This is a genomic window from Variovorax multivorans (assembly GCF_051216835.1).
In the GTDB taxonomy this organism is placed as follows: domain Bacteria; phylum Pseudomonadota; class Gammaproteobacteria; order Burkholderiales; family Burkholderiaceae_C; genus Variovorax.
This window is the reverse complement of record NZ_JBPJZL010000005.1, coordinates 392276-414880: the sequence shown is the minus strand read 5'-3', so window position 1 is coordinate 414880 and position 22605 is coordinate 392276. Positions and strand designations below refer to the sequence as shown.

The 22605-nt window shown below is 66.3% G+C and carries 24 protein-coding genes; 12 read left to right on the top strand and 12 right to left on the bottom strand.

The window, feature by feature from the left end:
• Positions 1-3 precede the first annotated feature (3 nt).
• The 4 genes from pepN to ACSFCA_RS15260 form a co-directional block, all read right to left on the bottom strand.
• Positions 4-2697, bottom strand: a complete 2694-nt coding sequence (gene pepN / locus ACSFCA_RS15275) for an aminopeptidase N (RefSeq protein WP_435460051.1) — start codon at positions 2695-2697, stop codon at positions 4-6.
• Positions 2684-3382 carry an HAD family hydrolase gene (locus ACSFCA_RS15270; protein ID WP_258353764.1) on the bottom strand — a complete coding sequence of 233 codons (699 nt, stop codon included), beginning with the start codon at positions 3380-3382 and terminating at the stop codon, positions 2684-2686. The genes pepN and ACSFCA_RS15270 overlap by 14 nt, the downstream gene beginning before the upstream one ends.
• A 5-nt stretch (positions 3383-3387) precedes the next feature.
• Positions 3388-4492, bottom strand: a protein-coding gene (gene prfB, locus ACSFCA_RS15265) for a peptide chain release factor 2 (RefSeq protein ID WP_108137465.1) whose coding sequence is annotated in 2 segments (ribosomal slippage) — positions 3388-4410 and positions 4412-4492 — 1104 coding nt in all. Because the reading frame shifts where the segments join, the coding sequence is not laid out codon by codon here.
• A gap of 207 nt (positions 4493-4699) precedes the next feature.
• The gene (locus ACSFCA_RS15260) at positions 4700-5512 is read right to left on the bottom strand and encodes a MetQ/NlpA family ABC transporter substrate-binding protein (protein ID WP_258353765.1); all 813 of its coding nucleotides are present in this window, start codon (positions 5510-5512) and stop codon (positions 4700-4702) included.
• Between the two features lie 237 nt (positions 5513-5749).
• Between ACSFCA_RS15260 and ACSFCA_RS15255 the strand changes: the two genes are divergently transcribed.
• Genes ACSFCA_RS15255 through ACSFCA_RS15240 form a run of 4 tightly spaced genes read left to right on the top strand, consistent with a single transcriptional unit; the run spans position 5750 to position 8508 of the window.
• A complete protein-coding gene (locus ACSFCA_RS15255) occupies positions 5750-6616 on the top strand; it encodes a methionine ABC transporter ATP-binding protein (protein WP_097200746.1) in 867 nt (288 codons plus the stop codon).
• On the top strand, positions 6609-7271 hold the full coding sequence (locus ACSFCA_RS15250) for a methionine ABC transporter permease (protein WP_007835547.1): 663 nt from the start codon (positions 6609-6611) through the stop codon (positions 7269-7271). Before ACSFCA_RS15255 ends, ACSFCA_RS15250 begins: the two co-directional genes overlap by 8 nt.
• A gap of 34 nt (positions 7272-7305) precedes the next feature.
• Complete coding sequence (locus tag ACSFCA_RS15245) at positions 7306-8133, top strand: MetQ/NlpA family ABC transporter substrate-binding protein (protein WP_258353767.1); 828 nt, start codon at positions 7306-7308, stop codon at positions 8131-8133.
• A gap of 24 nt (positions 8134-8157) precedes the next feature.
• Entirely contained in the window at positions 8158-8508 is a 351-nt protein-coding gene (locus ACSFCA_RS15240) for a cupin domain-containing protein (RefSeq protein ID WP_093176862.1), read from the top strand.
• A gap of 15 nt (positions 8509-8523) precedes the next feature.
• Here the strand turns inward: ACSFCA_RS15240 and ACSFCA_RS15235 are convergent, their stop codons facing one another.
• The 3 genes from ACSFCA_RS15235 to ACSFCA_RS15225 form a co-directional block, all read right to left on the bottom strand.
• Positions 8524-9879 (bottom strand): LLM class flavin-dependent oxidoreductase, encoded by a 1356-nt coding sequence (locus ACSFCA_RS15235; protein WP_435460050.1) that lies wholly within the window; start codon positions 9877-9879, stop codon positions 8524-8526.
• The gene (locus ACSFCA_RS15230; protein ID WP_435460049.1) at positions 9876-10709 is read right to left on the bottom strand and encodes a MetQ/NlpA family ABC transporter substrate-binding protein; all 834 of its coding nucleotides are present in this window, start codon (positions 10707-10709) and stop codon (positions 9876-9878) included. Before ACSFCA_RS15230 ends, ACSFCA_RS15235 begins: the two co-directional genes overlap by 4 nt.
• Before the next feature lie 110 nt (positions 10710-10819).
• The gene (locus ACSFCA_RS15225; RefSeq protein WP_258353770.1) at positions 10820-11722 is read right to left on the bottom strand and encodes a LysR family transcriptional regulator; all 903 of its coding nucleotides are present in this window, start codon (positions 11720-11722) and stop codon (positions 10820-10822) included.
• Positions 11723-11858: 136 nt separating this feature from the next.
• Between ACSFCA_RS15225 and ACSFCA_RS15220 the strand changes: the two genes are divergently transcribed.
• Positions 11859-12878 (top strand): aldo/keto reductase, encoded by a 1020-nt coding sequence (locus ACSFCA_RS15220; RefSeq protein WP_435460048.1) that lies wholly within the window; start codon positions 11859-11861, stop codon positions 12876-12878.
• Between the two features lie 6 nt (positions 12879-12884).
• On the opposite strand, the gene ACSFCA_RS15215 is transcribed toward ACSFCA_RS15220, so the two are convergent.
• Positions 12885-13814 (bottom strand): alpha/beta fold hydrolase, encoded by a 930-nt coding sequence (locus ACSFCA_RS15215; RefSeq protein ID WP_435460047.1) that lies wholly within the window; start codon positions 13812-13814, stop codon positions 12885-12887.
• 126 nt (positions 13815-13940) lie between these two features.
• Here ACSFCA_RS15215 and ACSFCA_RS15210 point away from each other — a divergent pair, with 126 nt between their 5' ends.
• The gene (locus tag ACSFCA_RS15210) at positions 13941-15002 is read left to right on the top strand and encodes an aldo/keto reductase (protein WP_435460046.1); all 1062 of its coding nucleotides are present in this window, start codon (positions 13941-13943) and stop codon (positions 15000-15002) included.
• A 1-nt stretch (position 15003) separates the two neighbouring features.
• On the opposite strand, the gene ACSFCA_RS15205 is transcribed toward ACSFCA_RS15210, so the two are convergent.
• Positions 15004-15723 carry a hypothetical protein gene (locus tag ACSFCA_RS15205; RefSeq protein ID WP_435460045.1) on the bottom strand — a complete coding sequence of 240 codons (720 nt, stop codon included), beginning with the start codon at positions 15721-15723 and terminating at the stop codon, positions 15004-15006.
• On the opposite strand from ACSFCA_RS15205, the gene ACSFCA_RS15200 reads away from it, so the two are divergent.
• Genes ACSFCA_RS15200 through ACSFCA_RS15185 form a run of 4 tightly spaced genes read left to right on the top strand, consistent with a single transcriptional unit; the run spans position 15716 to position 18063 of the window.
• Positions 15716-16210: an aminoacyl-tRNA deacylase gene (locus ACSFCA_RS15200; protein ID WP_435460044.1), complete on the top strand. Its 495-nt coding sequence runs from the start codon at positions 15716-15718 to the stop codon at positions 16208-16210. The two genes, ACSFCA_RS15205 and ACSFCA_RS15200, sit on opposite strands and share 8 nt — an antisense overlap.
• A gap of 8 nt (positions 16211-16218) precedes the next feature.
• Positions 16219-17028 carry a DUF6348 family protein gene (locus ACSFCA_RS15195; RefSeq protein ID WP_435460043.1) on the top strand — a complete coding sequence of 270 codons (810 nt, stop codon included), beginning with the start codon at positions 16219-16221 and terminating at the stop codon, positions 17026-17028.
• 30 nt (positions 17029-17058) lie between these two features.
• On the top strand, positions 17059-17697 hold the full coding sequence (plsY, locus tag ACSFCA_RS15190; RefSeq protein ID WP_435460042.1) for a glycerol-3-phosphate 1-O-acyltransferase PlsY: 639 nt from the start codon (positions 17059-17061) through the stop codon (positions 17695-17697).
• Positions 17698-17709: 12 nt separating this feature from the next.
• Positions 17710-18063, top strand: a complete 354-nt coding sequence (locus ACSFCA_RS15185) for a RidA family protein (protein WP_435460041.1) — start codon at positions 17710-17712, stop codon at positions 18061-18063.
• 13 nt (positions 18064-18076) lie between these two features.
• On the opposite strand, the gene ACSFCA_RS15180 is transcribed toward ACSFCA_RS15185, so the two are convergent.
• Both ACSFCA_RS15180 and ACSFCA_RS15175 read right to left on the bottom strand, forming a co-directional pair.
• Entirely contained in the window at positions 18077-18721 is a 645-nt protein-coding gene (locus ACSFCA_RS15180) for a retropepsin-like aspartic protease family protein (RefSeq protein ID WP_435460040.1), read from the bottom strand.
• 12 nt (positions 18722-18733) lie between these two features.
• Complete coding sequence (locus ACSFCA_RS15175; protein WP_093051716.1) at positions 18734-19219, bottom strand: YajQ family cyclic di-GMP-binding protein; 486 nt, start codon at positions 19217-19219, stop codon at positions 18734-18736.
• Positions 19220-19264: 45 nt separating this feature from the next.
• Between ACSFCA_RS15175 and murB the strand changes: the two genes are divergently transcribed.
• The gene (murB, locus tag ACSFCA_RS15170) at positions 19265-20317 is read left to right on the top strand and encodes a UDP-N-acetylmuramate dehydrogenase (protein ID WP_258353778.1); all 1053 of its coding nucleotides are present in this window, start codon (positions 19265-19267) and stop codon (positions 20315-20317) included.
• Positions 20318-20321: 4 nt separating this feature from the next.
• Positions 20322-21164, top strand: coding sequence for a glycine-rich domain-containing protein (locus ACSFCA_RS15165; protein ID WP_435460039.1), 843 nt, complete (start codon positions 20322-20324; stop codon positions 21162-21164).
• An 82-nt stretch (positions 21165-21246) separates the two neighbouring features.
• Here the strand turns inward: ACSFCA_RS15165 and argG are convergent, their stop codons facing one another.
• Complete coding sequence (gene argG, locus ACSFCA_RS15160) at positions 21247-22587, bottom strand: argininosuccinate synthase (protein ID WP_435460038.1); 1341 nt, start codon at positions 22585-22587, stop codon at positions 21247-21249.
• Positions 22588-22605: the final 18 nt, after the last annotated feature.

Genomic DNA, 22605 nt, shown 5'->3' with positions numbered 1-22605 from the left:
GCTTCAGTTTCCGGCCAGGGCGCGAGTGACGACCTCGTGGGTGTCCTTGCTCAGGTCGGGCTTGGCGGCCACGCGGGCGATGGCTTCGCGCGCGGCGCTGCGGTATGGCTCGGCCAGCTTGCTCCAGCGGTCGAGTGAGCGGGCGAGGCGGGCAGCCACTTGCGGGTTGATGGCGTCGAGCTCAATCACGCGCTCGCTCCAGAACACGTAGCCGGCCGCGTCGGGGCGGTGAAAGGCGCCGGGGTTGCCGCTGCAATAGGCAAAGATCACGCTGCGCGCCCGGTTCGGGTTCTTCAGCGAGAAGTCGGGGTGTTTCATCAACTGCTTGACCAGCGGCAGGATGTCGCCGCCGCGGTCGCTGGCGCCGGCCTGCAGCGAGAACCACTTGTCGATGACCAGTGCCTCGTCCTTGAAGATGGCGTGGAAGCGGGCCAGCGCCTGCGCCGCCAGGGTGTTGCCCGACGACACCAGCGCGTTGAGCGCGTTGAAGCGGTCGGTCATGTTGCCCGCATCTTTGAAGCGCTGCAGCGTCTTGCCCGGCCACACGACGTCGCCCGAGGCGCGCGCCGCCAGGCACAGAAAGTTGAGTGCCATGCCGGCCAGCGCGCGGCGGCCCGACGAGGTCGGGTCGGGGCTGTAGGCGCCGGTGTCGTGGTTCTCTTCGTAAACCCACTGCCAGTCGGCAAAGAGGGCGGTGGCCAACTGGGCGCGCATGGCTTCGCGCACCAGGTGCACGCGCTGCGGGTCGACCACGTCGAGCTGTTCGGCAATGTAGGTTTCCGACGGCAGCGTGAGCACCAGTTCCTTGAAGGCGGCGTCGAGCTGCGGGTTGCGCAGCACGCTGCGCATGGCGTCGATGTACGCGTCGTTCAGCACCGGCGTGGTGTCGGTGGCCAGTGCGGCAATGCCTTGCAGCGCGGCGCGCAGGCCCAGTCGCTGGCCGGCTTCCCAGCGGTTGAACGGGTCGGGGTCGTTGGCCAGCAACGTCAGCAGTTGGGCGTCGGTGTACTCGAAGTCGAGGATCACCGGTGCGCTGAAGCCGCGCAAGATGGAAGGCACGGGCTCGGCGTCGAGGCCCACGAAGGTGATCTGCTCGCCTGCGCGCGACAGCACCAGGGTGCGGGTGCCGCGGGTCACGTCGTTTTCGCCTTCGAGCTGCAGCGGCAGTTCGCGGCCGTTGGCGTCGAGCAGGCCAATGTTCAGCGGAATGACGAAGGGCTCCTTCGTCGGCTGGCCCGGCGTGGGCGGGCAGCTTTGCACCACGCTCAGGGTGTAGCTGCGGTTCTGCGCGTCGTACACGCCGTGGGCTGCAAGGCGGGGCGTGCCGGCCTGGCTGTACCAGCGCTTGAACTGGGGCAGCAGGCGGGCGAGTTCCGATTCAGGGTTGGCGTCGGCAATGGCCTGAGCGAAGTCGTCGCAGGTCACGGCCTGGCCGTCGTGGCGTTCGAAGTAGAGCGTGATGCCCTTTTCAAAGCCCTTGCGGCCGACCAGCGTCTGCATCATGCGGACCACCTCGGCACCCTTTTCGTAGATGGTGACGGTGTAGAAGTTGCTGATCTCGATGTAGCTGTCGGGCCGCACCGGGTGGGCCATGGGGCCCGCGTCTTCGGGGAACTGGGCGGTGCGCAGCACGCGCACGTCTTCGATGCGCTTCACGGCGCGGGCCGAGGCGTCGGCGCACAAATCCTGGCTGAACTCCTGGTCGCGGAAGACGGTGAGGCCTTCCTTCAGCGACAGCTGGAACCAGTCGCGGCAGGTCACGCGGTCGCCGCTCCAGTTGTGGAAGTACTCGTGGCCGACCACGCTTTCGATGTTGCTGTAGTCGGCGTCGGTGGCGGTGGCCTGGTTGGCCAGAACGTACTTCGTGTTGAAGATGTTCAGGCCCTTGTTCTCCATGGCGCCCATGTTGAAGTCGCTGGTGGCAACGATCATGAAGCGGTCGAGGTCGAGCGGCAGGCCGAAGCGGGTTTCGTCCCACAGCACCGAGTGGATGAGCGAGTTCATCGCGTGCTCGGTCTTGTCGAGGTCGCCGGCGCGCACGTACACCTGCAGCAAATGCTCTTTGCCGTTGCGTGCCTTGATGCGCTGCTCGCGCGCCACCAGCTTGCCCGCCACCAGTGCGAACAGGTAGCTGGGCTTCTTGAAGGGGTCGACCCACTTGGCGAAGTGGCGGCCTTCGGGCAGTTCGCCTTGTTCGACGAGGTTGCCGTTAGAGAGCAGTACCGGGTAGGCGGCCTTGGCGGCGCGCAGCGTAACGGTGTACATCGCCATCACGTCCGGACGGTCGAGGAAGTAGGTGATGCGGCGGAAGCCCTCGGCCTCGCACTGCGTGAAGAAGGTGTCTTCGCTCACGAACAGGCCCATCAGCTTGGTGTTCTTGATGGGGCAGCAGGTGGTGAAGATCTCGAGCTCGAAAGCGTCGGGCAGGCCGTCGATGACGAGCTGTTCGCCCTCCATGCGGAACGACGCGCCCTGGCCGTTGACCAGCACGCGGGCCAGGTTCAGCTCGTCGCCGTCCAGGCGCAGCGGCTGCACCGGCACCTCGGGGTTGCGGCGCATCTGCATGCGGTTGAGCACGCGGGTCTTGGCGGGGTCGAGGTCGAAGGTGAGGTCGACGGTGTCGATCCAGTACGCCGGGGCGGCATAGTCTTCGCGGCGGATGGCAATGGGTTGCCCTTGAGCGTCACGTAGCAGCATCGAGTGTCTCCAGAAAATTCGAATGGGCGAGTTCGTTGTAGTCGCGAACCGCGGCAATCACATGGGGGCCGGCAAGCTCGGCGGCGGTATGGGTGCTGCACACGGCCACGGCACGCATGCCGCCGCGGCGGGCGGCTTCTATGCCGAAGGGTGCGTCTTCAAAGACGATGCAGCGTTCGGGCGCAATGCCGATGCGGCGCGCGGCTTCGAGAAAAATGGCAGGCGTGGGCTTGCCCGAGAAGCCTTCGTCGCCGCCCACGATGGCCAGCGGCAGCGGGTCCATCTTCAGGCGCGACATGGCGAACTCGATGTTGCCCTTGTCGCCGGCCGTGCCCACCGCCACCTTCAGGCCGCGTGCAACGGCTGCCTTGGCAAAGGCCGTGAAGCCCGCGACTTCGGTGAAGTTGTCGCTGAACATGGCGCGGTAGATCTCTTCCTTCTCGTGCACCAGCGCCTGGCACTCCTCGTCGGAGAGCTCGCGCTCGAACAGCTCGCGCATGCACTCGGTGCCGGTGCGGCCCGTGGTGCGCGCGAGGATGTCGCTCACGTCGAGCTTCAGGCCGTGGCGCGCCACGAACTCCACCCACGAGCGCGCATGCCAGGGCATGGAGTCGATCATGGTGCCGTCCATGTCGAAGATGAAGGCTTCGACCTTGCCACCATCCTTCAGGCTTTTCAGGCTCATCGGTTTTACACGCCTTGCTTGAGAGAGGCTTCGATGAACACGTCGAGGTCGCCGTCCAGCACCTTCTGCGTGGCCGAAACTTCCACGTTGGTGCGCAGGTCCTTGATGCGGCTGTTGTCCAGCACGTAGCTGCGGATCTGGTGGCCCCAGCCCACGTCGGTCTTGCTGTCTTCGAGCTTTTGCTGCTCTTCCTGGCGCTTGCGCATCTCGTGGTCGTACAGGCGCGAGCGCAGGCGCTTCCACGCCACGTCGCGGTTGCTGTGCTGGCTGCGGCCGTCCTGGCACTGCACCACGATGCCGGTCGGGATGTGCGTCAGGCGCACGGCCGAGTCGGTCTTGTTGATGTGCTGGCCGCCCGCGCCGCTGGCGCGGAAGGTGTCGGTGCGCACGTCGGACGGGTTGATCTCGATCTCGATGGAGTCGTCGATTTCCGGGTACACGAAGATGCTGGCAAAGCTGGTGTGGCGGCCGCCCGACGAGTCGAACGGCGACTTGCGCACCAGGCGATGCACGCCGGTTTCGGTGCGCAGCAGGCCGAAGGCGTAGTCGCCCTCGACCTTGATGGTCGCGCCCTTGATGCCCGCGGTGTCGCCGGGCGTTTCGTCTTCGATCTGCGTCTTGAAGCCCTTGCGCTCGGCGTACTTCAGGTACTGGCGCAGCAGCATGCTGGCCCAGTCGCAAGCCTCGGTGCCGCCAGCGCCAGCCTGGATGTCGACGAAGGCGTTCAGCGGATCGGCCGGGTTGTTGAACATCCGGCGGAATTCGAGCTGCTTGATGTCGGCTTCGAGCGTGGCGGCGTCATCGGCAATGGCCTGCAGGCCGTCCATGTCGCCGTCTTCCTTCGACATTTCGAAGAGTTCGGTGTTGTCCGAGAGCCCGTTGGTGAGCCGGTCGAGCGTGACGACCACGTCGTCGAGCGACTTCTTTTCCTTGCCCAGTTCCTGGGCCTTCTTCGGGTCGTTCCAGACGTTCGGGTCTTCGAGCGATGCGTTGACTGTCCTCAGTCGTTCAGCTTTTGCATCGTAGTCAAAGATACCTCCGTAAATCGACCGTACGGACGCTCAGGTCCGCGAGCATTGCGCCGATTTGGTTGATCTGTTCTGCGTCCATGGGGTGTCCTGACTGTGTTCGGGGAAACCGGGCATTTTCTCACGGTCCGCCGAGCTGCCAAGGAGCGCCCTTGTATTGCTCCTTCCCCCTCTGGGGGAAGGCTGGGATGGGGGCGGGCAGGGCGCTTGTGGTGCCCGTTGCTCCCAGCGCGAGCGCCGCTTGCCCCACCCCGGCCCTCCCCCAGCGGGGGAGGGAGAAAGACCGAAATCAGAACGCCGGCACGAGCGAGCCCTTGAACTGGGTTTCGATGAAGCTCTTTACCTCCGGCGACTGGTAGGCCGCCACGAGGCGCTTGGCCCAGGGCTTGTCCTTGTCGGCGCGGCGCACGGCGATCAGGTTGGCGTAGGGGCTCTTCGGCGATTCCTTGATCACGGCGTCCTTGTTCAGCGACAGGCCGGCCTTCTCGGCGTAGTCGTTGTTGATGGAGGCAATGGTCAGGTCGTCGAGCGAGCGGGGCAGCTGGGCCGCGTCGAGCGCGACCAGCTTCAGCTTCTTGGGGTTCGTCACCACGTCCAGCGGCGTGGCCGTGTTGTTCTTCACCGCCTCGGGCTTCAGCGTGATCAGGCCGGCCTGCTGCAGCAGCAACAGCGCGCGGTTGCCGTTCGACGGGTCGTTCTGGATGCCGACCGAGGCGCCATCGGGCAGCTGGTCGATCGACTTGATCTTGCGCGAGTAGAAGCCCAGCGGCGCGGTGATGGTCAGGCCCACGGGCACGATGTCGAAGCCGCGCGCCTTGTTCTGGTTGTCGAGAAAGGGCTGGTGCTGGAAGGCGTTGGCGTCGAGGTCGCCCGAGGCCAGCGCTGCATTGGGCAGTTGGTAGTCGTTGAACACCACGACCTGGATGTTCAGGCCGTCCTTGGCGGCGACCTTCTTGACCACCTCGAAGATCTGCTCGCCGTTGCCGACGGAGACGCCGACCTTGAGCGTGTTCTTGTCCTGCGCGAAGGCGGTGCTGCCGGCGAAGAGGGCGGCGGCCAGCGTGGCAAGGGCGAGGGTGCGGCGGCGGAAAGAGGTATGCATGTCGTTGCGCGAAATCAAAAAAAGAAGGCGCGAATGTGGCATTGCCGCCAGCGTTTGGGAACGAACCAATGCGCATATCGATATGGCGTGTCTTGCCCGCTACAGGATTTCTTTATGCGCATATGCGTATAAACAGCATCCTTTTTGTTCGTTCCCTTTCGCTGCGTTTCTTTTCATACTCGGCACCTTTTTGCGAACCTCCGCGACCTGCCTTTGCGCGGGCTGCGCTTCTTTTCCATGACCCACCCTACGCCTGACACGGGCCGCGGCCACGCGGCGCCAGTCATCCGTCTTCAATCGGTGCAGAAGTCTTTCGCCTTGCCCAACGGCGAGGTGTTCGACGCCGTGCAGTCGCTGTCGCTCGACATCCAGCAGGGCGACGTGTTCGGCCTGATCGGCAAGAGCGGCGCCGGCAAATCGACGCTGCTGCGCCTCATCAACCTGCTGGAGCGGCCCGATTCGGGCCAGGTCTTCGTCGGCGGGCGCGACCTCACCACGCTCTCGCGCCGCGAGCTGCGCGACACGCGCCAGAACATCGGCATGATCTTCCAGCAGTTCAACCTGCTGCAGAACGCCACGGTGTTCGACAACGTGGCCTTTCCGCTGAAGATCCACGGTCGCCACTCGAAGGCCGAAATCAACGCACGTGTGCGCGAATGCCTGGCGCTCGTGGGCCTGGCCGAGAAGATCGACACCTACCCGGCCCAGCTCTCCGGCGGCCAGAAGCAGCGCGTGGCCATTGCCCGTGCGCTCGCGCCGCGCCCGCAGGTGCTGCTGTGCGACGAGCCCACCTCGGCGCTCGACTCCGAAACCACGCGCTCGCTGCTGGAAACGCTGCGCGAAATCAACCAGAAGATCGGCGTGACCATCGTGATCGTCACGCACGAGCTGTCGGTGGTCGAGGTGCTGTGCCGCAACGTGGCCATTCTCGAAAAGGGCCGGCTGGTGGAGCAGTTCGCGGTCGATGCACCGAGCGTCGAGCGCAAGACCGCGCTGGGCCGCGAAATCGACGAACTGGTGCGCCGCCGCGAACGCGAGGCGCGCGAACCCTACTCGCCGCGCCCGCCGTCGCAGCTCGGCGCACAGGAGCTGGCCTATGTTTGAGAACATCGCCCCCATCCTCCCCGAGCTGTGGGTCGCCACCGGCCAGACCTTCATGATGCTAGCCATCGGCCTGTCGGCCGCCGTGCTCATCGGCGGGCCGCTGGGCATCCTGCTGTTCCTGCTGGGCCCCGGCCAGTCGCTGGAGAACAAGCCTGCGTTCCTGGTGCTCAACTGGCTGGTGAACACGGTGCGTTCGTTCCCTTTCATCATCCTGCTGGTGGCCCTGGTGCCGTTCACGCGGGTGATCGCGGGCACGTCGATCGGGCCGCTGGCGGCCGCGGTGCCGCTGTCGTTCGCGGCCATTCCGTACTTGGCCCGGCTGGTCGACCAGTGCCTGCGCGAAGTGCCGCGCGGCGTGATCGAGGCGGCGCACGCCATGGGCGCGACCGAGCTGCAGATTGTCTGGCGCGTGCTGCTGGTCGAGGCCCGCTCGGGGCTGGTGCTGGCGCTGACCGTGCTGGCCGTGAGCTTTCTCTCGTACTCGGCCGTGGCCGGCGTGGTGGGCGGCGGCGGCATCGGCGACCTGGCCATCCGCTACGGCTACTACCGTTTCCAGACCGACGTGATGGTGCTCACCGTGGCGCTGCTCGTGGTGCTGGTACAGATCCTGCAATTCGTGGGCAACACCACGGCAAGCAGGCTCGACAAGCGTTGATTCCTTCTCTTTTCTTCCCTGCTTTCCCAATCTCATGAAAACCGCATTCCTGCGCCGCTCCGTTCTCGCCCTGTCCCTGGCTGCCGTCTCGCTGGGCGGCCTCTCGCTGCAGGCCCACGCGCAAGACCCCGCCAAGAAGAACCTGGTGATCGGCGGCACAGCCGGCTCCAACGCCGACCAGCTCAAGGCCGGCATCGTGCCCATCCTCGAAAAGAAGGGCTACAAGGTGAAGCTGGTCGAGTTCAACGACTACGTGCAGCCCAACCTGGCGCTGGCCCAGGGCTCGCTCGACGCCAATTTCTTCCAGCATCAGGTCTACCTGAAGAAGTTCGCGGCCGACCAGAAGCTCGACCTCGCCGAACTGGTACAGGGCCCGATCGCGCCTATGGGCGTGTACTCGACCAAGCGCAAGACGCTGGCCGACGTGAAGGAAGGCGACCGCGTGACGCTGCCGAACGACCCGAGCAACCTGGCCCGCGCATTGGTGCTGCTGGAGCAGAACAAGCTGATCACGATCAAGACCGGCATCGACCCGCTGCGCGCGTCTGAAAAAGACGTGGCCGAGAACCCGAAGAAGCTGAAGTTCATTCCGCTCGAAGCCGCGCAGCTGCCGCGCTCGCTGGGCGACACCGAGTACGCCATCGTCAACGGCAACTTCGCGATCTCGTCGGGCCTGAAGCTCACCGACGCCGTGGTGCTCGAGAAGACGCCCGACTACTACCTGAATGTGGTCGCCGTGAAGACCGCCGACAAGAACACCCAGTGGGCCAAGGACATCGCCGATGCCTATCGCTCGAAGGAGTTCAAGGCCGTGGTCGACAGCAAGTTCCAGGGCTACGCCAAGCCCAGCTTCCTGCAATAACCCTCCTTCAAGAAAAGGACTCCCATGCCCGTTCTGGCCGTATTCGATGCTCAGGGAAGCTGGCGCGACACGCATGTGTGCGACGGCTGGATCACCGAACACCTGGCCGGGCAGGGCGTGAGTTGGGGGCGTGGCAAGAAGAAGGGGCAGCGTGTGCTCGACAGCGCGGGGCTGTTCTATGTGCCGACTGCCGACGGCTACCTGGGGCTGTTGCTGGAGGCTGGCGAGTGGGCTGCCATGCCGGCCGGCAAACCGCATTTCTTCGATGCAGGCGAGGCCGAGTCGCTCGACGGCCTGCCTGCCGCGCTGCCGCTGTTCGAGGCTTTCGTCGAAGAAGTGCTGTCCCTCACGGGTAACGACGCCGACGAGGAGTGAAGGGCGGGGCCGGTTTCAGGCCGCCAGCCGCTGTTGCGCCGCTCGACCGGCAGGCCGCGCCAGCCCCAGATGGTCGCGCAGCGTGCGGCCTTCGTACTCAGTGCGGAAGATCCCGCGCTTCTGCAGGATCGGCACCACGCCGTCGACAAAATCCTGCAGCCCATGCGGCAGCGCGTCGGGCATCAGATTGAACCCATCGGCCGCACCGGCCTTGAACCAGCGCTCGATGTCGTCCGCAATCTGCTCCGGCGTGCCGACGATCACGCGGTGCCCGCCGCCGCCCGCCAGTTCGCGGATCAGCTGCCGCACCGTGTAGCCGTGGGTGCGGCCTGCCGCGACCACCGCGTTGAAGAAGGTGTGGTTGCCGTTGCCATTGCCGGGCAGTGGGAGGTCGTCGGGCAGGCGCTCGTCGAGCTTCAGACGGTCGGGCGTGATGCCCAGCGTGCCGGCGATGCGCGTCAGGCTGTAGTCCCACGGAATCAGGTCGACCAGTTCGTCGCGCCGACGGCGGGCTTCGGCCTCGGTGCTGCCGACGATGGTGGTCAGGCCTGCGAGCACCTTCACTGCGTCGGGGCCGCGGCCCAATTCGGCGGCGCGTGTCTTCAGCGCGCGCGCGTAGGCCAGCGATTCCTCGAACGACTGAGAGGCCGAGAACACCGCCTCCGCATGGCGCGACGCCAGCTCGCGCCCGTCGGCAGATGCTCCGGCCTGCACCAGCACCGGGTGGCCCTGCGGCGGACGCGGCAGGTTCAGCGGCCCCTGCACCGCGAAGTGCTCGCCGCGATGCACAACGGCGTGCACCTTGGCCGTGTCGATGAAACTGCCAGTGGCCTTGTCGCCGATGAAGGCGTCGTCCTCCCAGCTGTCCCACAGCGCTTTCACGATGTCGGTGAACTCCGAGGCGCGTGCGTAGCGCTTCGCATGGTCGGGCGTGGCGTCGAGGCCGAAGTTGCGCGCCGATGGCAGGTCGGCCGTGGTTACCACGTTCCAGCCCGCGCGGCCGCCGCTCACATGGTCGAGCGTGGCGAAACGGCGGGCGATGTTGTAGGGCTCGTTGTAGCTGGTCGAGGCCGTGGCGATCAGGCCGATGTGCGTGGTGGCCGCGGCCACGCAGGCCAGCAGCACCGTGGGTTCCAGCGCGGTGATCGGGCGGAAGTTGATCTGGTCGACGATGGCCGCGTTGTCCGCGAGGAACACCGCATCGAGCTTGGCCGACTCGGCGATTTGTGCGGTGCGAATGTAGTGCCGGACGTCGGCAAAGGCCCACGGATCACTCTCCGGCAGGCGCCATGCCGAGGGCACGAAGCCCGAATGCAGGATGTTGACGTTGAGGTGCAGTTGCCGGGGCTTGGGGCTATTCGAAAGGCTCATTGGGAGAAGTAGTCGGGCAGCCGGTAGCCGGCCCATGTCGGGTTGGCCCTGAAGAAGCGCTGGAACTCGGCCGACTGGTAGGCGGCTGCGATGTCTTTCGCGAACTGGGCTTGCTCGTTGCTGCGCTTGACGGCCACCACGTTCACGTAGGGCAGCGTCATGTTCTCGAGCTTGAGCGCATCGGTGAGCTTCAGGCCCGAGGCCACCGCGAAGTTGCCCTGCACGGCGGCGATGTCCGCATCGGCCAGCGAGCGCGGGGCCTGCGCGGCTTCGAGCGGCACCAGCTTCAGGCGCTTCGGGTTGTTCACGATGTCGCGCTCAGACACGGCGAGCGGGCTCACGCCCGGCTTGAGCGTGACCCAGCCGACGGTCGCGAGGATGTTGAGCGCGCGCGCCGCGTTCACCGGGTCCGAAGGCAGCGTGACCGTGGCACCGTCAGGCACCGTGTCGAGCGACTTGTGGCGCTGCGAGTACAGACCCATTGGCGGTGTCGGCACGTGCACCACGGGCACGAGGTCGAAGCCCTGCTGCTTGTTGGTGGCGCTGAGGTACAGCGTGTGCTGGAAGATGTTGGCGTCGATCTGCCCGCGCTCCACTGCGTCGTTGGGCTGCACGCCCTGGCTGAACTCGACGTACTTGACGGTGTAGCCGAGCTTCTTCAGTTGGGGCTCGATGCCGTTCGTGAAGGCATCGCGGTACGGGCCGGGCATGAAGCCCACGCGCAGGTCGGCGGCGTGAGCGGAAACGTGGAGAAGCAGGCTCAGGGCAAGGCCGCCGAGCAGAGGAACGGACCAGCGCGCCAGCGAGGGCGCGCGCGAAGAAAAGCGCATGACGGGCAACTCCGGGGAGGCAAGGGGAGCTGCGCACTCTAGGTCGCGGTGCCTGCGGCGCGAACGAAGATTCGTGCGCTTCGATATCCGCTTGTCGAATATCAGGCGGATCAGGCGGGCTGGCCTTCGTTCTTCAGGAAGTCGACGAACGCGCGCAGCGGCGCAGGCATGTGCGTGCGGCTCGGGTAGTACAGGAACGGCCCCGAAAAACTCTGCCACCAGTCTTCGAGCACGGGCACCAGCGTGCCGCGGTCGATGGAGGGCCGCAGGTATTCGTCGAAGGTGTAGATCAGGCCCAGGCCCGACTCGGCGGCGTGCAGTTCGAGGTCGAGCATCGACGCGATCAGCGGCCCGCCCGGCGTGATCTTGACGGCCTTGCCCTTGCGCACGAAGCCCCAGGTGGCGAGCACGCCACTCGGAAAACGGTGGGCGATGCAGGCGTGCTGCAGCAGGTCGGTCGGGTGCCTGGGCGTTCCGTGCTTCGCCAGGTAGGCAGGCGAGGCCGCGGCCACGAAGCGCTGCGTGCGCGGGCCCAGCGGCACGGCGATCATGTCGCGCGCAATGCTCTCGTCGTAGCGGATGCCAGCGTCGAAGCCAGCGGCGAGTACGTCGATGAAGGTGTCGTTGGTCGTGATCTCCAGTGTGATGCCCGGGTGCTCCGCCAGGAATCGGCTGGCCAGCGGCGGCAGCACGCGCTGCGTCACGATCGTCGGCACGTTCAGCCGCAGCGTGCCGGTAGGGCTGTCGCGAAAGCTGTTGAGCGTGTCGAGCGCGCCCGCGATGTCGTCGAGCGCGGGCGAGATGCGGTCAAGCAGCCGCTGGCCGGCTTCGGTCGGCGTAACGCTGCGCGTCGTGCGGTTCAGCAGGCGCACGCCAAGCTGCGCTTCGAGCCGCCGCATGGCCTCGCTGAGCGAGGAGGGTGATACGCCGCGCAGCGTGGCGGCGCCGCGAAAGCCGCGTGCCCGGGTCACTGCCACGAAGGCGCCGAGATCGGAAAGATCGGGATCGGTCATGGCGGGATTGTGCGTTTTTCTGCACAACCCGTGCGCCGCTGGACGGATTATCGAACGGGCCGATTCCTTCCAGACTAGCGCCATGCCGTTCGCAACCGCGTCCGGCCACAGTCAAAAAGTCAGAAAGGACACTGCAATGAACACACTTCAACTCGGCACCAAGGCCATGAACGGCCCCAAGGTCTCCGCCTTCGGCCTCGGCTGCATGGGCATGTCGGGCATGTACGGCCCTTCGGATCGCGTGGAGAGCATCGCCACCATCCACGCCGCGATGGACGCGGGCATCACGTTGCTCGACACCGGCGACTTCTACGGCAGCGGCCACAACGAAATGCTGATCGGCGAAGCGCTCAAGGGCCTCAAGGGTTCGCAGCGCGACGCCGCACTGGTCAGCGTGAAGTTTGGCGCCATGCGCGACCCGGCCGGTGGCTGGGTTGGCTACGACGCTCGGCCCGCGGCGGTGAAGAACTTCGCTACCTACTCGCTGCAGCGCCTGGGCGTGGACCACATCGACATCTACCGCCCGGCGCGGCTCGACCCGAACGTGCCTATCGAAGACACCATCGGAGCCATCGCCGACCTGGTGAAGGCGGGCTACGTGCGCCACATCGGCCTGTCGGAAGTGGGCTCTCAGACCATCCGCAAGGCGGCGGCCGTGCACCCGATCTGCGACCTGCAGATCGAGTATTCGCTGATCTCGCGCGGCATCGAGGACGACATCCTCGCGACTTGCCGCGAGCTGGGCATCGGCATCACCGCATACGGCGTGCTTTCGCGCGGCCTGATCAGCGGGCACTGGAAGAAGGATGCGGCTGGCGAGAAGGATTTTCGGGCGCACAGCCCGCGCTTCCAGGGCGAGAACGTGGACCGCAACCTCGCGTTGGTCGATGCGCTACGCAAGATTGCCGAGGCCAAGGGCGTTACCGTCGCGCAGATCGCCATCGCATGGGTGGCGGCGCAGGGCGACGACATCGTGCCGCTGATCGGCGCGCGGCAGCGTACTCGGCTCGACGAGGCGCTGGGCGCGCTGAACGTGAAGCTGGCGGCCGACGATTTCGCGGCCATCGAGCGTGCGGTGCCGAAGGGCGCTGCCGCTGGCGACCGCTATGCCGCGGCGCAGATGGCGAGCCTCGACAGCGAACCGCGCCGCACCTGAGGCGGCTCAGTTCGCCAGGAATTCTTCGATCATCCGCGCCACGCGGAGCGGCTGGTCGTGGTGCAGCATATGGCCCGCGTCTTCGAGGCGCTCGATGCGCGTGTCGGCAACCGACTTCAGTCGCTCGTGGAATTCGTCGAGCGTGTAGCGGTTCTTCCACCAGCCTTTCAGGCTGTCGTCGGAGGCCTCGACCATCAGCAGCGGCGCGGTGATGCGCGCGTAGAGCGCCAGCGTTTCGTCCACGCGAAAGATGTGCGCGTTGACGATCTTGTGCGCCGCCTCGCCGAGGATCTGCCAGCGTTCGCTGCCGTCGGGCTGGGCGTGGTTCACCGACCAGTGGCTGGCGAGCCAGTTGGCCTTGTCGGGCGTGAGGCGCGGGTTGGTCTTCATGAGGCGGCGCGCGACGCCGTCCACGGCCGAATAGCCGGCCAGCGCCATCTCGCCGCGATGCAGGCGCTTGAGCTCGTCGATCCACTGGCCGTAGCGCGCGGGCGCCTCATCGGGCTTGCGCGCGGGCATGCCGAAGCCTTCGAGATTGACGAGGCGGCGGATGCGCTGGGGCCGCACGCCGGCGTAGTGCATGACGACGTTGCCGCCCATGCTGTGGCCGACCAGGTCAACCTGCCTTGCGCTGTCGCCTTCGCCTGCGTAGTGGTCGAGCAGCCATTCGAGGTCCGCCAGGTAGTCGGCGAGCCAGTAGTTGTCGACACCGCCACCGTCGGTCAGGCCGAAGCCGCGCCAGTCGGGGGCGATGATGAAGCGGTCTTCCTCCATCGCATCGACCACGAACTGCCACGACGCGGCCACGTCCATCCAGCCATGCACCAGCACCAGCGGCGGGCGCGTGTCGGAGGGCTGGCCCCAGAGGCGTACGTGGTAGCTGAGGTTGCGCACGGGCACGAATTCGCTGCGGGAGGGGCGGAGGGCTTGGTACATGGGCGTCGATGATAAGGAGGCCTTTGTGCTGACGCAGTCCGGCACAGGACAGCGGGCGGGCGCGGAATGCTCGGGTTTAGACGCGGCGGCCAGCGGGGCGCGAGGCGGGGCGGTAGCATCCCGCGCATGAAAAAGATCCAACTCGGTCAAAGCGACCTTCACGTCACCCCGATCTGCCTTGGCACGATGACCTTCGGCGAACAGGTCGACGAGCCCACCTCCCACGCCATCCTGAGCCGCTCGCTCGAGCGCGGCGTCGATTTCATCGACACCGCCGAGATGTACTCGGTGCCCACGCGCAAGGAAACCTACAGCGTCACCGAGACCATCATCGGCAACTGGTTCGCCGCCAACCCCGGCGCGCGCGAGAAGCTGGTGGTTGCGACCAAGGTGGCAGGCCCGTCGCGCGGCATGCCCTGGGTGCGCGAAGGCAGCGGCATGACGGCGGCCGACATCGAAGCCTCGTGCAACGCCAGCCTGAAGCGGCTGCGCACGGACGTCATCGACCTCTACCAGATTCACTGGCCGGAGCGCCACGTGCCTCTGTTCGGCAACATGTATTACGACCCGGCGAAGGAAACCTCGAAGACGCCGATCCACGAGCAGCTCGAGGCGTTGGGCAAGCTGGTGAAGGCGGGCAAGGTGCGCGCCATCGGCCTGTCGAACGAAACGCCTTACGGCGTGCACGAGTTCGTGCGGCTGGCCGAGCAGCACGGGCTGCCGCGCGTGGCGACGGTGCAGAACGTGTACAGCCTCATCAGCCGCGGCTACGAGAACGGGCTGGACGAGACGATGCACCGGCTGGGCGTGTCGCTGCTGGCGTATTCGCCGCTGGCCTTCGGCCTGCTGACGGGCAAGTACGACCAGAGCGGCATCGAAGGGCCGGATGCGCCCAAGGGCGCGCGGATTTCGAGCTACGAATCGGTGCGCAAGCAGCGTTGGGGCCGCCCCGATTCGCTGCGCGCGGCCAAGCGCTACAACCAACTGGCCCGCGACAACGGCCTGACGCCGACGCAGCTGGCGCTGGCCTTCTGCTACACGAAGTGGCAGGTGGCGAGCACGATCATCGGCGTGACTTCGGTGGCGCAACTGGAAGAGGATCTGGACGCGTACGGCACCACGCTGTCGCCAGAAATCCTGACCGAGATCGACAAGATCCGCTGGGATATCCGCGACCCCGCGGCGTAATTCAACGGGCGCATTCGCCCTGGGCGGCAGCCAGGGCGAGGGCCGGCAGGCTCAGCAGGCCCATGTTGCTGCCTTTGAACTGGCCTTTCATGCAGTCGCCGTGTGCAGAGCTTGCGACGCCTGCGCTCAACCTGGAATCGAATGCGGAGCGCGGGCTGCCGTTGAGGTCCTGGCTGGCACGGTCGGCGAAGGAGCGTTCGCGGCCGATGTCGCGCAGGGCGCGGCGGGTGCTTTCCGAATGAAGGATCAGTGGCGCGGGGCTCGTTGTGGCTTGCGGCGATTCTGTGGCTGGGGCAGCGGGGGCGGTGGTCGCCTTGCCGCGAGCAGTTCGGGGCATGCGCGTGGTTGTCGCGCGTGTGGCCGCAGCCGTGGTTCGCGGCGTCGTTTCCCGGCGCGCGGGAGGCTCGGTCTTCACAGGGGCTTCGACCTGCACCACCTCCATGACCATTCGCTTCACCGGAACGGTCTTGCGACCATGCGGCTGCGTGGCGACCAGCAGCAGCCAGAGCACAGCTGCGTGCATCGCCACCACGGCCAGCACGAGCGCAGTCAGGGCGGGGCGGCGCATCGATGCCCGAGGTAGAACGAAGCCGTGGCCACCGGGGCTGGCGTATGCTGCATGGTTGGACCGGAATTCAATGTAGTACGGCAGATTTTTTGCCGCGGAACACCAGGTTTTCTGAAGCGATCCTGAACCTGCAATTGCCACCGAGATGGCCAAGAAAAGCACCCACACCTCCGAGACGCCCGCCACCCAGCTGCTGCGCGCGCACAAGATCTCCTTCACCGAGCACCCCTACGAGTACGTCGAGCACGGTGGCGCGCAGCGCGGCGCCGAAATGCTCGGGCTCGACCCGTTCACCGTCATCAAGACGCTGGTCATGCAAGACCAGGACGCCAAGCCGCTGATCGTGCTGATGCACGGCAACCGCACGGTGTCGACCAAGAACCTCGCGCGGCAGATCGGCGCCAAGTCGGTCGAGCCCTGCAAGCCCGAGGTGGCGCAGCGGCACAGCGGCTACATGGTGGGCGGCACCTCGCCGTTCGGCACGCGGCGCGAGATGCCGGTGTACGTGGAGTCGACCGTCCTCGAGCTGCCGAGAATCGTGCTCAACGGCGGGCGCCGCGGCTACCTGATCGGCATCGATCCGCAGGTGTGCGTGGGGTTGCTGGGCGCGAAGCCCGTGCAGTGTGCGCTGGCAGAATAGCCGGCGCCATGGCGACATCCTCGTCTTCCGACTTCTTTCCCCTGCGAGCCGCTGGCAACCCGGGCCAGGGCACGACGTTCGCACTTGCCTTTCGCAACGACGAGCGCGAATGGACCGAATCGCTCGACCTGTCGGCGTTGCTGCGCGACGCACTGCTGGCGCGCGGCCAGGCCGCCGCGCTCGCACGCGATGGCTGGGTCACGCTGTCCGACGGACTCTGGCTGCTGCCGCAGATCCTGAGCTACTCGCGCGCCGAGGACGGCAGCGTGCGCACCTCCAGCACCATCGAGGTGGCCCATGCCGGACTCTTGCCGCAGGGCATCTTCGAGTACCAGCATTCGGGCGGCGAAACCACCGAGCAGGCCCTGACCCGCGGGTTCGACCTGTGGGCGCAGGTCGATCTGGTTGTGTTCCAGGATGCGCTGGGCGGTGAACTCGCCCACTGCACGTCGATGGACATGAGCTGGAAGGAAGGGCGGCAGCGGCGCGTGCTGTTCGGCCCCGTGGCGCACCGGGCGACGCTGCCGGCGGCCGAGGTTGAGGAAGAGCACCCGTTCTGCCCCTGCTGCCTGTTCACCAATACCTGGGACGCCTTCAAGCCGCAGATCGAATCGGACAGTCTCCACGCCGTGCGCCTCTATGCCGTGCGCGACGCCGAGGGCGAAGTGCAGGCCGACTGCCGCATCAACGGCGAGGACTGGCCCGCCGGCGCCGAGGCCCTGCGCGCCTATGTGACACAGTGGCCCGACCGCGGCTTCGAGTTTCGCAAGCAGTATGTTGTGATCCAATCGCCGCCCCAGGCGCTCGTCGCCGAATAGAACAACAACCATCCCCCGCGGAGTGCCGTCTTGAGTTTCAACTTGCCTTCCTTCATTACCATCGTGGCGTCGTACCTGATCGGCTCGCTGTCCTTCGCGGTCATCGTGAGCAAGGCGCTCGGCATGGCCGATCCGCGCAGCTACGGCAGCAAGAACCCCGGCGCCACCAATGTGCTGCGCTCGGGCAATAAAGGTGCGGCGCTGGCCACGCTGCTGCTCGACGCGGTCAAGGGCTGGGTGCCGGTGTTTCTGATTCACCGGTTCGGCGCGCAGTGGGGGCTGGGGGAGGGCGTTGCCGCCCTGGCCGGCCTGGCGGCGTTCCTCGGCCACCTGTATCCGGTGTTCTTCGGCTTCCAGGGCGGCAAGGGCGTGGCGACCGCGGCGGGCGTGCTGGTGGGCGTCGCGCCCTGGTTGGGGCTGGCCACCGGCGCCACCTGGCTGATCATTGCCGTCTTCTTCCGCTACTCGTCGCTGTCGTCGCTGGTGGCGGCCTTCTTCGCACCAGCCTACTATCTGATCGGTGGCGGCATCGCGTGGCCGCTCGACCGCACAGTGCTGATTGCGCTCATCGTCATGAGCCTGCTGCTGATCTGGCGGCACCGCGAAAACATCCGCCGGCTCGCGGCCGGCACGGAGTCGAAGCTCGGCTCAAAGAAGAAACCGGACTGAAGAAAGAACACCATGGCCTCCATCACCCGCTTCCACGTCGGCCCCCGTCTCTCGGAGACGGCCGTGCACAACGGCACCATCTACCTCGCGGGCCAGGTGCCCGACGACACCACCCAGGACATCCGCGGCCAGACCACGCAGGTGCTGGGCATGGTCGATCGCCTGCTGGCCGAGGCTGGCAGCGACAAGTCGCGCATTCTCATGACGCAGATTTTCCTGGCGGACATCACAGACATTACGGCGATGAACGAGGTGTGGGACGCCTGGATTCCGGCCGGCAATACGCCGCCGCGCGCCACCGTGCAGGCCAAGATGGCCAATGCGGCCTACAAGATCGAGATCGTGGTGACGGCCGCGCAGGCCTGAGCGGCTGCTGCGATCAATATCGCTTTTCGAGGACCATCTGGTCCGCGTCGCGCCGCATCGAGAAGCGATTGATGAAGCTGTTGCCCAGCAGCACGAAGGGCATGGCCTGCGGCGAGACGATGGCGTCGATGTCGTAGACCTCGACGTCGCCCACGCGCACTGACTGCAGGCGCAGCCGATAGCCTGAAGTCGTGCCGTTGGCAGTGCTCATCGTGACGCGCTGGCCCTTGCTGTAGTCGAGCCCGATGCGCTGGGCATCGTCGGCCGAGAGTGCGATGGACGTCGCACCCGTGTCGAGCATGAACGTGACTGGCCGGCCGTTGATGGCGCCTTGTGTCATGAAATGCCCGCGGCTGTCGGCCGACAGCACGACGCGGTTTCCGCCCCCGCCCGAGCCGCCCCCACCGCCGATGCTGACGGGGGTGTCCATGCGCAGGTTGACGCGCTTGCCGTCGAGTTCGACCACGGCCTGATCGGCCTGCAGCGAGAGCAGTTTCACGCCCTGGTAGCTCTCGCCGACCGCCACGGTCTTGGGCGGGTTGCCGTTCACGATCAGGATCGCGCGGCTGCCGATGCTGCCGGTCAGGGTGACCGAGCCGGCGGCATGCGCCACTGCAGCGGCAGCCAGCAGCTGCGCTGCGACGACGAGGGCTTTCATGAAGCGGGCCGCTCAGTCGCGGAAGTTGTTGAACGTGAGCGGCATGTCCGGCACGTCCTTCTTGATGAGTGCCATGGCGGCTTGCAGATCGTCGCGCTTGGCGCCGGTGATGCGCACTGCGTCGCCCTGGATGGCTGCCTGCACCTTGAGCTTGCTGTCCTTGACGATGCGGGTGATTTTCTTGGCCTGCTCGCTTTCAATGCCGCTCTTGACCTTGATGACCTGCTTGACCTTGTCGCCGCCCATCTTCTGGACGTCGCCCTTGTCGAGGAAGCGCACGTCGACGCTGCGCTTGGTGAGCTTGCTGCGCAGGATGTCTTCCACCTGCACGAGCTGGAACTCGGCGTCGCCGATCATGGTGATCTCCTTGTCCTTGAGCTCGACGGCGGCGGCCGTACCCTTGAAATCGAAGCGCGTTCCGATTTCCTTGGCGGTGTTCTCGACCGCGTTCTTCACCTCGGGCAGGTTGGGCTCGCAGACGGTATCGAAGGACGGCATGGACTCTCTCCTGAATTCACTGGTGCTGGATGCGACAATTCTCCCATGATCGTGGAGTCCAACGTCCCGCTGCAGCCCTACAACAGCTTCGGCATCGTCGCGCGTGCGCAGCATCTGGCGCGCATTGCCAGCGAGGCCGACCTGGTTGCGCTGCGCGCCGATCCGGCATGGCGCGACGCGCCCCGGTTCGTGCTGGGCGGCGGCAGCAACATCGTGCTCACGGGCGACGTCAAGCCGCTGGTGCTGAAGATCGAGATCAAGGGCCTGCGGCTGGTGGAAGAAACCCCGCGTGCCTGGATCGTCGAGGCCGGTGCCGGCGAGATCTGGCACGACGCCGTCGAGTGGATGGTGCGCAGCGGCTATCCAGGGCTTGAAAACCTGGCCCTGATTCCGGGCACGGTGGGGGGGGCGCCGGTGCAGAACATCGGCGCCTACGGGGTCGAGCTGCAAGACCGCTTCGATTCGCTCGACGCCTTCGACCTGGAAACCGGCCGCAGCTTCACGCTCGACGCCGCCCAATGCGCCTTCGGCTACCGCGACTCGGTGTTCAAGCACGTGCGCAGCGGCCCGAACGACTTCGGCCTGGCGGGCAGGGCGGTGATCACCCGGGTGCGCTTTCGCCTGCCCAAGCCGTGGAAGGCCGTGGTCGGCTATCTCGACCTCGAGCGCAAGATGGAAGAAACCGGCAACTTCACGCCGAGCGCACAAGACGTCTTCGACTGGATCTGCGCGATTCGCCGCGCCAAGCTGCCCGACTGGCGCGTGCTGGGCAATGCCGGCAGCTTCTTCAAGAACCCGACCGTCACGCCCGAGCAATGTGCCGACATCATCGCGCGCGACCCCAAGATCGTTCACTACCCGATGGACGACGGCAGCATCAAGCTGGCGGCCGGCTGGCTCATCGATGCCTGCGGCTGGAAGGGCAAGTCGGTGGGCAATGCCGGCGTGTACGAGCGGCAGGCGCTGGTGCTGGTCAACCGCGGCGGCCGCGAGAACCCGGTGACGGGCGGCGAGGTGATGACCCTGGCCAAGGCCATCCAGACCAGCGTGTACGAGCGTTTCGGCATCCGGCTGGAGCCGGAGCCGGTGGTCGTCTGACGGCATGGATCTCGACTTCCTTCACCTGAATTTCCGCCGCCGCATCGGCGCGCTGCTATGGGCTCGGCGGGCGGTGCCGCTCATTGCGCTGCTCGCGTTGTTCCTGGGCTCTCGCCGCTGGGGCTCGGTGGTGGCCGTGATTGTGGTTGCGCTGCTGTTTTCGGCGGTGCTCAAGTTCCTCGAAACCAGTTTGCGGCGCCAGTTCATTCGCGAAGCGCGGCTGCCGCCATTCCTTGTCGGCAAGCTGTGCGAGGCGCATCCGCAGCTCAGCCGGCGCGACGCCGAACTGGTGCTGCGCGGCCTGCGCCAGTTCTTCATGGCGCACCTGCGCAGCGAGCGCAAGTTCGTGGCGATGCCTTCGAAGGTGGTCGACACGGCCTGGCACGAGTTCATCCTGCATACGCAGGGCTACCAGAACTGGTGCAAGGCGGCCTTCGGCGGCATGCTGCATCACAGCCCGGCCGAGGTGCTGGGACGTGATCCCAAGCGCAACGACGGGCTGCGCCGCACCTGGTACTGGGCCTGCAAGGAAGAAAGCATCGATCCGCGCAAGCCGGCGCGCCTGCCGCTGCTGTTTGCGCTGGACGTCAAGTTCGCGATCGACGGCGGCTTTCACTATGTGCCCGACTGCCGGGCGGTCGAGCGATACATCGGCTCGGACGCCCAGTGTGGCACCAGCTTCGGGGAATCGTCTTCGTCGGATGGTGGCAGCGCAGGCGATGCCGGCGGGTTCGGCGGTAGCGAGTCGTCGAGCGGCAGCGGTGACGGCGGCTCCGGCGATGGTGGCGGCTCGTCCGACGGCGGTGGTGGGTGTGGCGGCGGTTGCGGTGGAGGCGGCGGGGACTGACCCTCGCAGCGCACCAATGAAAAACGGGCCCCGAGGGGCCCGTTGTCGTTTCTGCCTCGCTGAAGGAGGCAGAGAGCTGCGATCAGCTCGCGTCGCCGTCGTTGGCCAGCTTTGGCAGCGAAGCGCCTTCTCCCGACGACAGCAGGCCGACCCGGGTGTAGATCGCCAGCTTCTCGCGCGTGTCGACGATGTCGAGGTTGCGCATCGTCAGTTGGCCGATGCGGTCCAGCGGCGTGAACGCGCCCTCGACCTTTTCCATGCTCAGGCGCTCGGGCTTGTACGTGAGGTTGGCCGACTCGGTGTTCAGGATCGAGTAGTCGTTGCCGCGGCGCAGCTCGACAGTCACTTCGCCGGTGATGGCGCGCGCCACCCAGCGTTGCGCCGTCTCGCGCAGCATGATGGCTTGCGGGTCGAACCAGCGGCCCTGGTACAGCAGGCGGCCGAGGCGGCGGCCGTTGTCGCGGTACTGCTCGATGGTGTCTTCGTTGTGGATGCCGGTGACGAGGCGTTCATAGGCAATGAACAGCAGCGCAAGGCCCGGGGCCTCGTAGATGCCGCGGCTCTTGGCCTCGATGATGCGGTTTTCGATCTGGTCGCTCATGCCCAGGCCGTGGCGCCCGCCGATGCGGTTGGCTTCGAGGATCAGTTCGACCAGGTTGGCGTAGCGAACGCCGTTCAGCGCAACGGGCACGCCTTCTTCGAAGCGCACCGAGACGGTTTCGCGCTTGACTTCGACTTCGTCCTTCCAGAAGGCCACGCCCATGATGGGCTGCACGATCTGGATGCCGCTGTTCAGGTGCTCGAGGTCTTTGGCCTCGTGCGTGGCGCCGAGCATGTTCGAGTCGGTCGAGTAAGCCTTCTCGGCCGACATCTTGTAGGCGAAGCCGGCCTTCTGCATGAACGCCGACATTTCGGCGCGTCCGCCCAGCTCGTCGATGAAGACCTGGTCGAGCCAGGGCTTGTAGATCTTGAGGTTCGGGTTGGTCAGCAGGCCGTAGCGATAAAAGCGCTCGATGTCGTTGCCCTTGTAGGTGCTGCCGTCGCCCCAGATGTGGACGTCGTCTTCCTTCATGGCCGACACCAGCATCGTGCCGGTGACGGCGCGGCCCAGCGGCGTGGTGTTGAAGTAGGTAACGCCGGCGGTGGTCACGTGGAAGGCGCCGGCCTGCAGTGCGGCGATGCCTTCGTTGGCCAGTTGCACGCGGCAGTCGATCAGGCGGGCGTTCTCGGCGCCGTAGAGCATCGCCTTGCGCGGGATCTCGTCGTAGTCGGGCTCGTCGGGCTGGCCGAGGTTGGCGGTGTAGGCGTAGGGGATCGCGCCCTTGTTGCGCATCCAGTGGAGCGCCGCGCTGGTGTCCAGGCCGCCCGAGAAGGCAATGCCGACCTTCTGGCCGGCGGGAACGTTTTGGAGGATGGTCGACATGTCAGGTTTCCCGGGTTC

Coding starts and splice junctions, on each gene's coding strand:
- pepN (WP_435460051.1), bottom strand. CDS start 2,697: ATGCTGCTACGTGACGCTCAAGGGCAACCCATTGCCATCCGCCGCGAA.
- ACSFCA_RS15270 (WP_258353764.1), bottom strand. CDS start 3,382: ATGAGCCTGAAAAGCCTGAAGGATGGTGGCAAGGTCGAAGCCTTCATC.
- ACSFCA_RS15260 (WP_258353765.1), bottom strand. CDS start 5,512: ATGCATACCTCTTTCCGCCGCCGCACCCTCGCCCTTGCCACGCTGGCC.
- ACSFCA_RS15255 (WP_097200746.1), top strand. CDS start 5,750: ATGACCCACCCTACGCCTGACACGGGCCGCGGCCACGCGGCGCCAGTC.
- ACSFCA_RS15250 (WP_007835547.1), top strand. CDS start 6,609: ATGTTTGAGAACATCGCCCCCATCCTCCCCGAGCTGTGGGTCGCCACC.
- ACSFCA_RS15245 (WP_258353767.1), top strand. CDS start 7,306: ATGAAAACCGCATTCCTGCGCCGCTCCGTTCTCGCCCTGTCCCTGGCT.
- ACSFCA_RS15240 (WP_093176862.1), top strand. CDS start 8,158: ATGCCCGTTCTGGCCGTATTCGATGCTCAGGGAAGCTGGCGCGACACG.
- ACSFCA_RS15235 (WP_435460050.1), bottom strand. CDS start 9,879: ATGAGCCTTTCGAATAGCCCCAAGCCCCGGCAACTGCACCTCAACGTC.
- ACSFCA_RS15230 (WP_435460049.1), bottom strand. CDS start 10,709: ATGCGCTTTTCTTCGCGCGCGCCCTCGCTGGCGCGCTGGTCCGTTCCT.
- ACSFCA_RS15225 (WP_258353770.1), bottom strand. CDS start 11,722: ATGACCGATCCCGATCTTTCCGATCTCGGCGCCTTCGTGGCAGTGACC.
- ACSFCA_RS15220 (WP_435460048.1), top strand. CDS start 11,859: ATGAACACACTTCAACTCGGCACCAAGGCCATGAACGGCCCCAAGGTC.
- ACSFCA_RS15215 (WP_435460047.1), bottom strand. CDS start 13,814: ATGTACCAAGCCCTCCGCCCCTCCCGCAGCGAATTCGTGCCCGTGCGC.
- ACSFCA_RS15210 (WP_435460046.1), top strand. CDS start 13,941: ATGAAAAAGATCCAACTCGGTCAAAGCGACCTTCACGTCACCCCGATC.
- ACSFCA_RS15200 (WP_435460044.1), top strand. CDS start 15,716: ATGGCCAAGAAAAGCACCCACACCTCCGAGACGCCCGCCACCCAGCTG.
- ACSFCA_RS15195 (WP_435460043.1), top strand. CDS start 16,219: ATGGCGACATCCTCGTCTTCCGACTTCTTTCCCCTGCGAGCCGCTGGC.
- ACSFCA_RS15185 (WP_435460041.1), top strand. CDS start 17,710: ATGGCCTCCATCACCCGCTTCCACGTCGGCCCCCGTCTCTCGGAGACG.
- ACSFCA_RS15180 (WP_435460040.1), bottom strand. CDS start 18,721: ATGAAAGCCCTCGTCGTCGCAGCGCAGCTGCTGGCTGCCGCTGCAGTG.
- ACSFCA_RS15175 (WP_093051716.1), bottom strand. CDS start 19,219: ATGCCGTCCTTCGATACCGTCTGCGAGCCCAACCTGCCCGAGGTGAAG.
- murB (WP_258353778.1), top strand. CDS start 19,265: ATGATCGTGGAGTCCAACGTCCCGCTGCAGCCCTACAACAGCTTCGGC.
- ACSFCA_RS15165 (WP_435460039.1), top strand. CDS start 20,322: ATGGATCTCGACTTCCTTCACCTGAATTTCCGCCGCCGCATCGGCGCG.
- argG (WP_435460038.1), bottom strand. CDS start 22,587: ATGTCGACCATCCTCCAAAACGTTCCCGCCGGCCAGAAGGTCGGCATT.